The organism is Vibrio sp. B4-6 (genome assembly GCF_963888245.1).
In the GTDB taxonomy this organism is placed as follows: Bacteria; Pseudomonadota; Gammaproteobacteria; order Enterobacterales; family Vibrionaceae; genus Vibrio; species Vibrio anguillarum.
Genome location: NZ_CAWPIM010000033.1, coordinates 179,479 through 192,892 on the forward strand (window position 1 = coordinate 179,479; position 13,414 = coordinate 192,892).

Sequence of the window (13,414 nt, forward strand, 5' to 3'; positions counted from 1 at the left end):
TTTTTTATATTCTGAGACACAGAGCCAAAGTCACAATGGCAACTTACCCAGTATCCTCTCGATTTTATCTCGTTGTACCGCAATTACGCGCTACACTTCTTCATCATCATACGCTTCAAATTCAATGCCCATGGCGGTCATTAATGCTTTTGCTTCCGTCGGAATATCGTCTGGACGATCTTTTCTCAAATCTTCGTCGGTCGGTAAAGGTTGACCGGTATAAGCATGCAAGAAGGCTTCACACAGCAGCTCACTGTTCGTTGCGTGGCGTAAGTTATTGATTTGACGGCGAGTGCGCTCATCAGTTAATACTTTCAACACTTTCAATGGGATTGAAACGGTGATTTTTTTGACTTGCTCACTCTTCTTCCCATGTTCAGCATATGGGCTAATGTATTCCCCATTCCAGTCTGCCATTGCGCACCTTCGTTATCGTAATTGGTCGTTAAAAATTTGAAAGTTGGATTTTAGCGGGATTTACCGCCACAAGCAAAGACATATAGACGTCTAGATATATTGACGTCTTCTTTTGAGTTCAGTAAAGTGTGCCATTATCGACAAAGAGATACCCGAAATACTTGAAATTTCAGCAGAGCGGCAAGTCAAGGCAGCCAGACTATGTGATTGAAGTAGGTGAACCTAGCCAACATCGCAGCAACTTCAAGTTAGAAAGGGGATAGCAATCTCACGCACTATCGGATATAGCTAATACTCGAGACAATGAACATTGCCATTTCGTTGTCCCCAGATAAAGCAGGAACCCCTCAATAAAAGTCAGTTTATTGAGTTTAATTAAGTAAGGAAACCGTCATGACCACTCGCAAGCCAGCCACCATCGCCGTTAGAACCGGTATTGAATCCGACTCTCAATATCATGCTGTTGTGCCTCCAATTTATCTTTCGACAAATTATAGCTTTCCTGCGTTTGGTGAAGTGCCTAAATACGATTACACACGCTCTGGCAACCCGAATCGCGGTCTGCTCGAAAAAGCGTTGTTTGAACTCGAATCGGGTCAAGGTGCGGTGGTGACTAACTGTGGCACTTCGGCGCTGAATCTATGGGTTTCCGCCTTTTTAAGTCCTGACGATCTGATTGTGGCCCCGCATGACTGTTACGGTGGCACATATCGCCTGTTTAATACACGCGCCAAAAAAGGCGATTTTAAGACACTCTTTATTGATCAATCCGATCCAAACGCTTTGCAGGCCGCTTTGGCGAAAAAACCCAAATTGGTACTCATTGAAACCCCATCCAACCCATTAGTTCGCGTGGTAGATATTGCTGATATTTGCCAACAAGCACACGCCGTCGGTGCATTAGTGGCGGTTGACAACACCTTCTTAACGCCAGTCTTCCAAAAACCATTAGAGTTGGGCGCAGATTTTGTCATCCACTCCACCACCAAATTCATCAACGGCCACTCCGATGTGATTGGCGGAGTTGTTATCACCAAAACAGAGCAGCACGCTGAAGAGCTAGCATGGTGGGGCAACTGCCTTGGCTCAACGGGAACCCCTTTTGATAGCTATATGACGCTGCGTGGCATTCGTACCTTAGGCGCAAGAATGCGCGTCCATGAGGAAAGCTCACGTGCCATTTTGGACTATCTGCAAAGCGAAGCCTTAGTAAAGGTCATTTATCACCCGAGTTTGCCAGAGCATCCTGGCCATGAGATAGCGAAAAAGCAGCAATCTGGCTTTGGATCTATGCTAAGTTTTGAGTTTGCGGGCAGCTTTGAACAGCTCAAATATTTTGTCTCTCAGTTAACATTATTCTCACTGGCAGAATCATTAGGAGGCGTGGAGAGCTTAATCTGCCACCCCGCTTCGATGACTCACCGAGCGATGGGCGAAGAAGCGTTGGCCGAAGCTGGTGTTTCACAGCAGCTATTACGCCTATCGGTCGGCTTAGAAGATGCCCAAGATTTGATTGACGATCTCGCGCAAGCCTTTGCTAAAGCGAAGGAGGCCTATTAATGACTGCCCTACGTCAATTGCACAAGTTTGGCGGTAGCAGCCTTGCCGATCCTGAATGCTACAAACGGGTCGTTAATATCTTAAAAGAGTATTCTCAAGCTGATGATTTGGTGGTGGTTTCTGCCGCAGGAAAAACCACCAATCGTTTAATCGAATTTCTCGACGCTCTCAATAAAGATGGCCGAGTGGCTCATGAGAACTTGCAATCGGTCCGTCAGTACCAAATCGATTTAATCAACGCGCTGCTCGATGAAGATGCAGCGCAACCGCTCATCACTTTACTCACCAACGAAATTCGCACCTTGGGTCAGCTTTGCGCGCCCCTATCGCCAGCTCAACAAGCGGCGGTACTTGGCCATGGTGAAGTGTGGTCATCACGCTTATTGGCGGCGTTACTCAATCAACATAATCTTGCGGCTGTGGCACAAGACGCCCGCGAATTTCTTCGCGCGCAAGCAGGCACACAACCGGAAGTGGATCGCGCTCGCTCCTACCCTTTGCTGAAAGAAATTTTGGCACAACACGCGCATCACCGAGTGATCATCACAGGCTTTATGGCTCGCAGTGAACAAGGTGATACTGTGCTACTTGGGCGCAATGGTTCCGATTACTCCGCCACTATGATCGGTGCACTTGCGGAAGTAAACCGGGTAACGATTTGGAGTGATGTGGCCGGTGTTTATAGCGCCGACCCGCGTATTGTCAGTGATGCCTGTTTACTGCCGCTACTGCGTTTGGACGAAACCAACGAGTTAGCGCGCCTTGCCGCCCCAGTATTACACAGCCGAACTTTGCAGCCCGTGGCGCAAAGCACCATGGATTTGCACTTGCGCTGCAGTTATCAACCCGAAGCAGGATCGACTCGTATTGAGCGTGTATTGGCATCGGGACGCGGTGCCAAAATCATTACTTCACTTGATGATGTGCTGTTGGTTGAGCTTAATTTTGCTCACGGGCATGACTTCCAGCGCCTACAAAACGATGTGCTGCGCAGCTTGCGTCGTGCTCAACTCGAACCGCTAGCTTTCGATACTCAAGCCGATCAACACCAATTGCGCCTTGCCTATACTGCTGAGATTTCAGGTGGAGCCCTAGCCCATCTGCAAGATGCCGCTTTTGAAGCGGAAATTAAACTCAAAGAAGGCTTTTCATTAGTGGGGGCTGTGGGTGCGGGAGTGACGAAAAACCCCAATCACTGCTACGGCTTTTATCAACAGCTACGTTCATCACCGATCGAGTTTATCTGTGAAGCCGAATCTGGGCTGAGTTTAGTTGCGGTACTGCGTAAAACGCCGATCACCCCCTTAGTGGTGGGTATGCACAACCAACTATTTCAGGCGCAAAAACGGGTCGCACTGGCACTGTGTGGCAAAGGCAACATTGGTTCGAGTTGGTTAAAACTCTTTGCTGAACAAAAATCAGAGTTAGAAAAACGCCATGGCATGAACTTCGAGTTGGTCGCGGTGGTCGATAGCCAAACCTATTGGTTTGATGAACAAGGTATTGATGCGGCATCGGTTTTAAAGCATTTTGACGATGAAGCGATTGCCAGTGAAGGAATGACTTGGCTACAACGATTAAGCAATATTCAAGGATATGACGAAGCGGTTGTGCTCGATGTAACCGCAAGCAAAGAATTGGCTGATCACTACCTCAGCATTGCTGAAAATGGGATGCACCTCATCTCGGCGAATAAAGTCGCGGGCTCTTCCTCTAGCGTCGATTACCACCAAATAAAAGAAGCATTCGCGAAAATTAGCCGCCATTGGCTCTACAACGCGACGGTTGGCGCAGGCTTACCCATTAACCACACGGTACGTGATTTGCGTGAAAGCGGTGATGAAATCGTCGCCCTCTCTGGTATTTTCTCTGGCACTTTATCTTGGTTATTTCAGCAATTCGACGGCTCAATACCGTTTAGCGAACTGGTCGATTTAGCATGGCAACAAGGACTTACCGAGCCTGACCCGCGCAGCGATCTGGATGGTTCAGACGTAATGCGCAAACTGGTGATCCTAGCCCGTGAAGCGGGATTACATATCGAACCGGAAAATGTCAAAGTTGAATCACTGGTTCCTGATGAGCTCAAGCACCTCTCGTTGGATGACTTTTTAGACAAAGGCCAACTACTGAGTGAAAAATTAGCAGAGAGACTAACCAAAGCACAACGTGAAGATAAAGTGCTACGCTATGTCGCAAGGCTTGAGAAAAATGGCAAAGCAACGGTGGGGGTTGAAGCTTTAGAGCGTGAACACGCTTTGGCTAACCTTTTACCTTGTGACAACATCTTTGCTATCGAGAGTAAATGGTATCGCGATAACCCGTTAGTGATTCGTGGCCCGGGCGCTGGTAGAGAAGTGACAGCAGGAGCTATCCAATCGGACCTCAACTTGCTGTCAAGCTTGCTGTAACACTCCAGCTTATTCCAGATTAAGGGGCCACTAGGCTCCTTAATTTAACTGCGAAAGGATGATATTAGGTCATGCATACCGAGGTTGAGCATGACTTGAAGGTCACTCACAATCAACATGAATAATCTTCATAATTACAGTGTTGACATTAAATGCTATTCAATACATTCTGTGGACATATAGACGTCTAAACGTCAACTTAAGGAATGATAGATTGGCGGAAGAACGCCACAGGGAGAAATAAAATGGGATACACGCACGCCGGTCATATTGATGCACTCAACCAGAACGTGGCTGAGCTATCAGATAATATCAATGTCTCATTTGAGTTTTTTCCACCCAGCTCAGCGCAAATGGAAGAGACATTGTGGAATTCCGTTCACCGTTTAAAAACCCTACAACCTAAATTTGTTTCTGTGACTTACGGAGCAAACTCTGGCGAGCGCGACCGCACCCATTCGATCATTAAAGAGATTAAAGATCAAACTGGCCTTATTGCAGCACCGCACCTCACTTGCATTGATGCCTCTCGCGATGAGCTGATTCAGATTGCCGATGACTACTGGCACAACGGCATCCAGAACATAGTTGCACTGCGTGGCGATATCCCCGCTGGTGGCGGCAAACCAGAAATGTATGCTTCCGACTTAGTGACTCTACTCAAATCTCGCCATGATTTTGATATTTCTGTCGCGGCATTTCCAGAAGTCCACCCTGAAGCGAAAAGCGCGCAATCCGATCTGGTCAATCTAAAACGCAAAATTGATGCAGGTGCAAACCGCGCAATTACTCAATTCTTTTTTGATGTTGAAAGCTACTTACGATTTCGCGACCGCTGCGTAGCTGCTGGTATTGATGCTGAAATTGTACCGGGCATTCTACCGGTATCAAACTTTAAACAAGCTTCTCGCTTTGCCGCGCAAAACAACGTTAAAGTCCCCGGATGGATGGCGAAACAATTTAATGGATTAGATGATGACCCAACCACACGCCAGCTCGTGGGTGCAAGCCAAGCAATTGACATGGTTCGTATTTTAAGCCGTGAAGGCGTCAAAGACTTCCATTTCTATACGCTCAATCGCGCTGAAATGACCTACGCATTGTGCCATACGTTGGGCGTAAGACCGAAAGCATAAACTTTCTCTGCACTCATAACGCTATTATTGGTAAATGTTGCTCGTGATAAAACTCGATGATTGATTAAAAGTAACGCCGACTTGATGTCGGCGTTGTGGTATCACTTAAGCGAGCAGATTATTCCACGTCGTCCATTTTACCAAGTAAGCTACGAATACGATCTTGCCATGCATTCTGCTCTTGCTCCATTTGTTGCGCTTTTTGCTCAAGCTCTTCACGCGCTACTTTTAGCTCATTCGCTTCATTTACGAGCTGCTGTTTCTCTTCTTTAAGCTCTTCCACTTCCATTTGTAGAAGTGCGATGGTGTCAACTGCGGTTTGAATTTTTGCTTCTAGTAGTTCTAATACTTCAAAAGACATGGTGCATACCCTTAGTTATTCGGTTGAGGTGAACAAAATTTCACTTATTGGTTCATTCTACTCAGCACAGCGCTCAGAAACACTCACTATATGCAAATTTTCTCGCTATTTGGCTAAAAAATCGGCTCAACTTAACCGTCAACTCACTTAAGCGCCAAGCCTAGGCCGAAAAACACTTTATCTGGCCATGGATTTGCTCAATTTGAGGCTTAGCTTTGATCAAGTGCAATCCTTGTGAACTAAAAAAGCAAACGTTTACTATTTGATATGCTAAAATTCCCGCCGAAATTTCCTATTCCCTTTTCTTTGGAGCTAGCATGAAACGCGATTTAGCAATGGCATTCTCTCGAGTCACTGAAGGTGCCGCACTGGCAGGTTACAAATGGCTTGGCCGAGGCGATAAAAATGCGGCCGATGGCGCAGCGGTAGAAGTCATGCGCAACCTACTCAATAAAACCGACATCCAAGGTGAAATTGTAATCGGTGAAGGCGAAATTGACGATGCTCCAATGCTCTACATTGGCGAGCTTGTTGGCCTTGGTGGCGATGCGGTTGATATCGCAGTGGATCCTATTGAAGGTACACGTATGACGGCAATGGGCCAGTCAAACGCATTGGCTGTTTTGGCGGCTGGCGAAAAAGGCAGCTTCCTTAAAGCACCTGATATGTACATGGAAAAATTGGTGGTTGGCCCCGGCGCTAAAGGGTGCATTGACCTCAATAAGCCTTTAAAAGAGAATTTAGAAAATATCGCCGCTGCGCTGAATAAACCATTAAACACTCTAGTTGTGATCACCTTAGCGAAACCTCGCCATGATGCCACCATAGCGCAGATGCAAGAGATGGGTGTTCGCGTGTTTGCTGTGCCAGATGGCGATGTCGCCGCCTCGATCCTAACTTGTATGCCTGATAGTGAAGTCGACGTGATGTACTGCATCGGCGGTGCACCTGAAGGAGTGGTTTCAGCCGCGGTCATCCGAGCTCTAGATGGTGACATGCATGGCCGTCTACTACCACGTCATGAAGTCAAAGGCGATACGGAAGAAAACCGCATTTACGGTGCAAAAGAGTTAGCTCGCTGCGCGGAAATGGGTGTCGAAGCTGGCATAGTGTTGAAAATGGAAGAGATGGCCCGCAGTGATAACGTCATTTTCTCAGCTACTGGTATCACCAAAGGGGATCTGCTGGAAGGTATTACCCGCAAAGGCAACATCGCCACCACAGAAACGCTATTAATTCGTGGCCGCTGTCGTACCATTCGCCGTATTAAATCAATTCACTACTTAGAGCGTAAAGACCCAGAAGTGCGCGCGATCATTTTGTAATCCGCCAGTGCTTTGCTCTGTTTTATTTTAAAGACAAAGCATAGAGAGACAAAAAAGACCGCAATGCGGTCTTTTTTACTTAATCACTTTATACCGAGATGGAAGAAGTGATTAGAATAACTCTTCAGCCACTTTATACAAATCAGTGCGAACTGGACGCTTCATATTTTCAATTGCGTCGATAATATCGTGGTGAACCAACTGCTCTTTCTGAATACCAACACAACGACCACCGTGGCCATCAAGCAGTAAATGTACTGCAAAATTCCCCATGCGTGACGCAAGAACACGGTCAAACGCCGTCGGGCGACCACCGCGTTGAATATGACCCAGCACGGTAGCGCGAGTTTCACGTCCCGTTGCTTTTTCAATTTCTTTCGCCAGTTGGTTAGCATCCATCATCAACTCAGTCAGTGCAATAATGGCGTGTTTCTTACCTTTCTTAATACCGTCTTGAACATTTGCAATCAGTTGCTCCATATTCAGGCCAGTTTCAGGGGTGATGATGTATTCACAACCGCCTGCAATCGCCGACATCAGAGTCAAATCACCGCAATGACGACCCATAATTTCAACAATAGAAATACGTTGATGAGAAGAGGAAGTATCACGTAAACGGTCAATCGCATCGATAACCGTATTTAATGCTGTTAAGTAGCCAATGGTGTAATCGGTACCAGCAATGTCGTTATCAATCGTGCCTGGTAAACCAACGCATGGAAAACCCATTTCGGTCAGCTTTTTCGCACCCATGTAAGAACCGTCACCGCCGATGACAACTAAAGCATCAATACCATGCTTTCTTAGGTTTTCGATCGCTTTTTCACGTACTGCGACTTCACGAAATTCAGGGAAACGCGCAGAACCTAGGAAAGTACCACCTTTATTGATAACGTCAGAAACGCTTGAACGATCCAATTTTTTAATGCGATCTTCATAAAGACCAAGGTAGCCATCGTAAATACCAAATACTTCCAAATCAGCACCGAGTGCCGTACGAACAACACCACGGATTGCTGCGTTCATGCCAGGTGCGTCACCGCCACTAGTCAAAACACCGATCTTCTTAATCATGCTCACCCTCGATTTTTTGGGAACTTAATACTAATTTTTTACGCTGTCCGTTAGCGATAAAACCGACAGCAAAATCTTTCTAATCTGTGCATAATGTTACCTTTCCTAAAGAGGAATACTACTGTTATTTGCACGAAATTATGTAAGTTTGCTACTTATGTAAGAGTATTACAGTTTTGAGTTAATGCTTTGTTGATTCATATCAGAATCAGGCTTATTTATTGTTCTTAAAAAGATAGTTAATAAGCGCGTTTTTGTCGCTACCACCCTTGTGATTTTTGCTTTTTTTCTGGTCCAAACACCACAGAATAAGGATCTTGGTGGATTAATACATCAGCTCCCGGGAAAGCCTCGAGTAGCTTATCTTCCACCTCATCGGAAATGCGATGCGCCTCAATCAAGCGGATATTGTCATCTAGTTCCAGATGTAACTGAATGAATCTTACAGGTCCAGACATGCGAGTTCTTAATTGATGCACACCCAACACACCAGCCACAGAAAGACATTCTGTGCGGATTTGCTTCAATTCCTCATCAGGTAACTTACGATCCAATAAGGTCTGAATGGCCTCTTGCACCATACGAAAAGCGCTGTAAAGAATATAAACGCCAATGCCGATCGCAAAGATGGCATCGGCCTGTTTAAAGCCAAACCAGCTCAATATGAGCGCGATCATAATCGCCGCATTCATGAACAGATCGGTTTGGTAATGCAATGAATCCGCGGCAATGGCTTGGCTGCCCGTTTTTTTCACGACATGCTTTTGGAACAACACTAAGCCAAAAGTCACTAGCATTGCAAACAGGCTGACATAAACGCCATATTCAGGAGAGGTTAATTCGTGTGGGCGGAAAAAACGGTCAACCCCATTGAGGATAAGAAAACAGGCCGAGCCTGAAATGAACATCGCTTGGGCAAGAGCCGCAAGCGATTCCGCCTTACCATGACCAAAGGCGTGCTCTTTATCTGCGGGCTGCAGTGCGTAACGCACCACAATTAAATTGACCACGGAAGCGGCAATATCAAGTAAGGAATCAATCAAGGATGCGAGTAGGCTGACCGAGCCAGTAACCCACCAAGCGATCACTTTTACTATCAGCAACAATGAGGCTACAAGGGTTGCTGTCCAGGCAGCAAGCGTAACAAGGCGTGCGTATTCTTGTTTCATATCACTAAAATCAGCTTGAGAATGAGCAGGTAGTATACCTTCTCAAATTAAGAATGAATATGACACAAAAATGAACAGGCCTCACCCGAGGCCTATTATCAATTATTAGCGGTTATCAATGACTAGCTATTTTTTTTCATGTGCTTAGGACCATTTTCCATGCACTTCTGCATGCGATCTTGTTGTAGCGTTTGCAGTTTTGCTTTTTGTTCCGGAGTTAGCACACTCATCATGTCATGACGTTTTTCTAGCATCTTGACACGGTGAGCGACCTGTTGATCGACCATCTCTTTGGCTAGTTCATTTGCCGCTGCCGCATCAAAGTTCTCGGCGAGCACGAGAGCCTGTACTTTGTCATGGTGCGCTTTCATTTTCGCTTGGCGTTGACCTTTGTGCTCACCCTTCATCGCTTCGCGATTCGCCTCACGCATTCCTTTCAACTTTGCTTGTTGATCAGACGTCAAATCAAGCTGCTGCATCATGCCGCGATCAAAACCGCCACACTCATCATTTGGGCCTTTATGTTGCTCTTTACCACCAAATGCAAAGACGCTTGCTGTGCTAAGAGTCAGAGGAAGTATCACCGCCGCAAGTACTAATTTTTTTGCCATTTTCATCATCTATTCCTTCACTAAGTAGATTCTAACAAGCTGTATTCACAGCGCTTGAGTGTAGAATAGGATCTGTACGGTAAAGCAACGTATAGTGAGCGTAAAGAATCGTAAAGAGCTTATTGCTCACTGAATATCTTGCCTATTTCGCAGTAAACTGTACCCATAACTTCCCCAACGACGAGGCGACACATGGCGCATATTCTTCTGATTGATGATGATACTGAGCTCACCAGCTTACTAAAAGAAGTCTTGAGCTATGAAGGCTTCGATGTCTCTGAAGCGAATGATGGAGAGAGCGGGCTCGCGGCCATTCATGATCGCATTGATCTTGTCTTACTCGATGTAATGATGCCTAAGCTTAATGGGATGGAAACGCTGAAAAAGTTACGTGAAAACTGGCATACCCCGGTATTAATGCTCACCGCCAAAGGAGAGGAGATCGATCGCGTCATCGGTCTAGAACTCGGCGCGGATGACTATTTACCGAAGCCTTTCAGTGACCGAGAGCTGCTGGCACGCATTCGCGCGATTTTGCGCCGAACCCAAACCAGCAATGGCACCAAACATAATGAAGTCATTGAGTGCCAAGATATTCAAGTATACCCCAGCAAGCAGGAAGCCTATTGCCAAGGGCAATTGCTGGACCTTACCACCACGGAATTTGCCTTGCTGACTCATTTTGTGCAAAACCCAGGCGAAACCTTAACTAAAGAAGCGCTCAGCCTTGATGTTCTAGGAAAACGGTTGGCGGCCTTTGACCGCGCGATTGATATGCACGTCTCGAATTTACGCAAGAAATTACCTGAGCGTGTCGATGGTAAATCACGGATTAAAACGCTGCGTGGTCGTGGCTACCTCATGATTCTGGAGGATTAATGCGCCTACCTAAAATCAACAGCCTTTATGGCAGAATTTTTGCCATTTTTTGGTTTACGATGCTGCTGGTGCTGATCGCAGTATTAGCACTGCCGCACCTTGATCCTCGTAAAACCCGTGATATACCTAGCGATGAATACCAACGTCTTACACACTTAAAACAAAAAATAGAGAGTATGTTTAAAGATGAGCATGAACTCACACGCATCCTCTTTCGTTTAGAAAGTAGCAGCAACAAGCGTGGTGAAGGGCACATGCGCGAGAAGAACGGCACTCCACAATTCTTTATCACAACGCCAGATGGCACAATCCTCACCACCAAAACTCAAGCCGACTTTAAGTTTAAAGCACTCCAAAATTTCGTGACCAGCATTGAATCCATTGATAAACCACAACAGAAGCTCTATGGCCGTTATATGATTTCAGGTCCATTGCCAATCACCCTTGCCAAGCAAGATCTACTCATGTTTGTCGGTATTCGCTGGAATGAGCCCCCCCCGTTCTTATTGCAACTATTTGACCGTCCGTTCGGCCTACTGCTTGCCGTGATGCTCGTCAGTACACCGCTACTCTTATGGCTCGCATGGGCATTGAGCCAACCCGCCAGCCGCCTCGAGCAAGCCGCCAAACGGGTCGCTCGCGGCGAATTTGTGGTCGACCCAAGCTTAGAAAAAGGCACCAGTGAATTTCGCCAAGCAGGAAAAAGCTTTAACCAAATGGTAGAAGCCATCAACCAGATGATTTCTGGCCAGCAGCGATTGCTGTCGGATATTTCACACGAACTGCGCTCCCCTTTAACGCGACTGAGAATGGCCAATGCACTTGCCACTCGAAAACAAGGTAGCAGCTCAGAATTGGAGCGGATCGACACCGAAGCACAGCGTTTAGAGCAGATGATCGGTGAACTTCTGACGCTTTCGCGTATGCAAACCAATAGCCATCTCAGCCGAGAAACTCAACCGCTATCCAGTTTATGGGAGGAATTATTGAGTGATGCCCAATTTGAGGCGGAGCAGATGGAAAAAAGACTCACCTATAATGCGATTCCACCGCACACGATTTCCGGTACACCAAAACTGCTGATGAGCGCATTGGAAAACATTGTGCGTAACGCCATTTACTATGGCAAAGATGAAATCAATATTACCTTTTCGGTCGAAAAAGGCAGACTATCGGTTTGCGTGGAAGACAATGGTGAAGGCGTTCCCGAAAACGAGTTAGACGATATTTTCCGCCCCTTTTATCGTGTTTCCACTGCGCGTGATAGGCACAGTGGTGGTACAGGGTTAGGTTTAGCCATCACCGAAAGTGCCATTCGTCAACACAGCGGTACGATTCACGCAAGTCGCAGCCAATTAGGTGGGTTAAAAGTACAATTCACGCTCCCATTGGATAGTTAAATTCCACTTATGCCTATATCGCCAAATAACGGGTGACTTGTACTCAATAGGCTCGTCACCTTATACTTCCGGCCCACACTCTTTAAGAGCAGCTATACCATGTTTGATATCGCACTTTACGAACCTGAAATCGCCCCTAATACCGGAAATATTATTCGCTTGTGTGCCAATTGCGGCGCTAATTTGCATCTTATTGAACCGCTAGGTTTTGATCTAGAAGAGAAGAAAGTGCGCCGTGCAGGGCTTGATTACCACGATTTAGCGCGCGTAACGCGTCATGCCAACTTGGATGCCTTTATGGACTACCTCAATGCAGAGCGCGAAACGTACCGGATTTTTGCTTGTACCACTAAAACCACGGGGCACCACGTCGATGCGCAGTTTCAAAAAGGAGATGTGTTGATGTTTGGCCCAGAAACTCGTGGATTACCAGCGCAAGTCATCGAAAGCCTACCGATGACACAACGTATTCGTATTCCGATGATGGCAGAAGCTCGCAGTTTAAATCTCTCTAATGCGGTCGCTATTATTGCGTTTGAAGCGTGGCGTCAAATGGGCTTTGAAGGTGCGCAATAACAGCGCTAGTGTTCTAAAACGGTAGGAAGATAAATCACCAAATAGCAAAAAGGCCGCCTAGGCGACCTTTTTATTAATTCTAGATATTAGGCTAGATTACAGAACAGTTACTTGAGCTGCTTGTAGGCCTTTTTGACCGTTTTCTACATTGAAAGACACTTTTTGGCCTTCAATTAGAGTTTTGAAACCGTCAGAAGCGATTGCATTGAAGTGTACGAACACGTCAGCGCCGCCGTTATCTTGAGTAAGGAAGCCGAAACCTTTAGTTTCGTTAAACCATTTTACAGAACCAGTTGTTTTGTTAGACATAATGTGTCCCTTTTATTTAAATTCATAAAGTTATCGCGCTTATGCGCAATGCACTGATAGATTGAATTATTTAATGTTACTAATAAGGTAAGGGAAACACTGAGGACATCAACTTTTACGATGGGATTCTGAGAATTTACTTTTACTTTTATTTTTTGTTTCATTAATAACCCCTGAACAACAGAG

At 46.1% G+C, this 13,414-nt stretch carries 13 protein-coding genes; 7 read left to right on the forward strand and 6 right to left on the reverse strand.

What is annotated here, in order from left to right:
- Positions 1–90 precede the first annotated feature (90 nt).
- On the reverse strand, positions 91–417 hold the full coding sequence (metJ, locus tag AACV20_RS10180) for a met regulon transcriptional regulator MetJ (RefSeq protein WP_010318342.1): 327 nt from the start codon (positions 415–417) through the stop codon (positions 91–93).
- A gap of 393 nt (positions 418–810) precedes the next feature.
- Between metJ and AACV20_RS10185 the strand changes: the two genes are divergently transcribed.
- The 3 genes from AACV20_RS10185 to metF all read left to right on the forward strand — a co-directional run bounded on the left by AACV20_RS10185 (position 811) and on the right by metF (position 5,524).
- Entirely contained in the window at positions 811–1,977 is a 1,167-nt protein-coding gene (locus AACV20_RS10185; protein WP_017049224.1) for an O-succinylhomoserine (thiol)-lyase, read from the forward strand.
- Positions 1,977–4,388, forward strand: a complete 2,412-nt coding sequence (locus AACV20_RS10190) for a bifunctional aspartate kinase/homoserine dehydrogenase II (protein WP_170907204.1) — start codon at positions 1,977–1,979, stop codon at positions 4,386–4,388. Before AACV20_RS10185 ends, AACV20_RS10190 begins: the two co-directional genes overlap by 1 nt.
- A 245-nt stretch (positions 4,389–4,633) precedes the next feature.
- A complete protein-coding gene (gene metF / locus AACV20_RS10195) occupies positions 4,634–5,524 on the forward strand; it encodes a methylenetetrahydrofolate reductase (RefSeq protein ID WP_017043191.1) in 891 nt (296 codons plus the stop codon).
- A 118-nt stretch (positions 5,525–5,642) separates the two neighbouring features.
- Here the strand turns inward: metF and zapB are convergent, their stop codons facing one another.
- Positions 5,643–5,885 (reverse strand): cell division protein ZapB, encoded by a 243-nt coding sequence (gene zapB, locus AACV20_RS10200; RefSeq protein ID WP_010318338.1) that lies wholly within the window; start codon positions 5,883–5,885, stop codon positions 5,643–5,645.
- 317 nt (positions 5,886–6,202) lie between these two features.
- Here zapB and glpX point away from each other — a divergent pair, with 317 nt between their 5' ends.
- A complete protein-coding gene (gene glpX / locus AACV20_RS10205; RefSeq protein WP_047690609.1) occupies positions 6,203–7,210 on the forward strand; it encodes a class II fructose-bisphosphatase in 1,008 nt (335 codons plus the stop codon).
- A 111-nt stretch (positions 7,211–7,321) separates the two neighbouring features.
- Here the strand turns inward: glpX and pfkA are convergent, their stop codons facing one another.
- From pfkA to AACV20_RS10220, 3 genes are all read right to left on the reverse strand, one after another.
- Complete coding sequence (pfkA, locus tag AACV20_RS10210) at positions 7,322–8,284, reverse strand: 6-phosphofructokinase (protein WP_026027886.1); 963 nt, start codon at positions 8,282–8,284, stop codon at positions 7,322–7,324.
- Positions 8,285–8,544: 260 nt separating this feature from the next.
- On the reverse strand, positions 8,545–9,453 hold the full coding sequence (gene fieF / locus AACV20_RS10215) for a CDF family cation-efflux transporter FieF (RefSeq protein ID WP_010318335.1): 909 nt from the start codon (positions 9,451–9,453) through the stop codon (positions 8,545–8,547).
- A 122-nt stretch (positions 9,454–9,575) separates the two neighbouring features.
- Positions 9,576–10,073: a CpxP family protein gene (locus AACV20_RS10220; protein ID WP_017049227.1), complete on the reverse strand. Its 498-nt coding sequence runs from the start codon at positions 10,071–10,073 to the stop codon at positions 9,576–9,578.
- Between the two features lie 183 nt (positions 10,074–10,256).
- Here AACV20_RS10220 and AACV20_RS10225 point away from each other — a divergent pair, with 183 nt between their 5' ends.
- From AACV20_RS10225 to trmL, 3 genes are all read left to right on the forward strand, one after another.
- The gene (locus AACV20_RS10225; protein WP_013855837.1) at positions 10,257–10,943 is read left to right on the forward strand and encodes a response regulator; all 687 of its coding nucleotides are present in this window, start codon (positions 10,257–10,259) and stop codon (positions 10,941–10,943) included.
- Positions 10,943–12,343, forward strand: coding sequence for an envelope stress sensor histidine kinase CpxA (gene cpxA, locus AACV20_RS10230; RefSeq protein WP_170907205.1), 1,401 nt, complete (start codon positions 10,943–10,945; stop codon positions 12,341–12,343). Before AACV20_RS10225 ends, cpxA begins: the two co-directional genes overlap by 1 nt.
- A gap of 99 nt (positions 12,344–12,442) precedes the next feature.
- A complete protein-coding gene (gene trmL / locus AACV20_RS10235) occupies positions 12,443–12,919 on the forward strand; it encodes a tRNA (uridine(34)/cytosine(34)/5-carboxymethylaminomethyluridine(34)-2'-O)-methyltransferase TrmL (protein ID WP_013855835.1) in 477 nt (158 codons plus the stop codon).
- A 96-nt stretch (positions 12,920–13,015) separates the two neighbouring features.
- Here trmL and cspE read toward each other — a convergent pair whose 3' ends face one another.
- Positions 13,016–13,228, reverse strand: a complete 213-nt coding sequence (cspE, locus tag AACV20_RS10240) for a transcription antiterminator/RNA stability regulator CspE (protein WP_013855834.1) — start codon at positions 13,226–13,228, stop codon at positions 13,016–13,018.
- Positions 13,229–13,414 lie beyond the last annotated feature (186 nt).

Coding starts and splice junctions, on each gene's coding strand:
- metJ (WP_010318342.1), bottom strand. CDS start 417: ATGGCAGACTGGAATGGGGAATACATTAGCCCATATGCTGAACATGGG.
- AACV20_RS10185 (WP_017049224.1), top strand. CDS start 811: ATGACCACTCGCAAGCCAGCCACCATCGCCGTTAGAACCGGTATTGAA.
- AACV20_RS10190 (WP_170907204.1), top strand. CDS start 1,977: ATGACTGCCCTACGTCAATTGCACAAGTTTGGCGGTAGCAGCCTTGCC.
- metF (WP_017043191.1), top strand. CDS start 4,634: ATGGGATACACGCACGCCGGTCATATTGATGCACTCAACCAGAACGTG.
- zapB (WP_010318338.1), bottom strand. CDS start 5,885: ATGTCTTTTGAAGTATTAGAACTACTAGAAGCAAAAATTCAAACCGCA.
- glpX (WP_047690609.1), top strand. CDS start 6,203: ATGAAACGCGATTTAGCAATGGCATTCTCTCGAGTCACTGAAGGTGCC.
- pfkA (WP_026027886.1), bottom strand. CDS start 8,284: ATGATTAAGAAGATCGGTGTTTTGACTAGTGGCGGTGACGCACCTGGC.
- fieF (WP_010318335.1), bottom strand. CDS start 9,453: ATGAAACAAGAATACGCACGCCTTGTTACGCTTGCTGCCTGGACAGCA.
- AACV20_RS10220 (WP_017049227.1), bottom strand. CDS start 10,073: ATGATGAAAATGGCAAAAAAATTAGTACTTGCGGCGGTGATACTTCCT.
- AACV20_RS10225 (WP_013855837.1), top strand. CDS start 10,257: ATGGCGCATATTCTTCTGATTGATGATGATACTGAGCTCACCAGCTTA.
- cpxA (WP_170907205.1), top strand. CDS start 10,943: ATGCGCCTACCTAAAATCAACAGCCTTTATGGCAGAATTTTTGCCATT.
- trmL (WP_013855835.1), top strand. CDS start 12,443: ATGTTTGATATCGCACTTTACGAACCTGAAATCGCCCCTAATACCGGA.
- cspE (WP_013855834.1), bottom strand. CDS start 13,228: ATGTCTAACAAAACAACTGGTTCTGTAAAATGGTTTAACGAAACTAAA.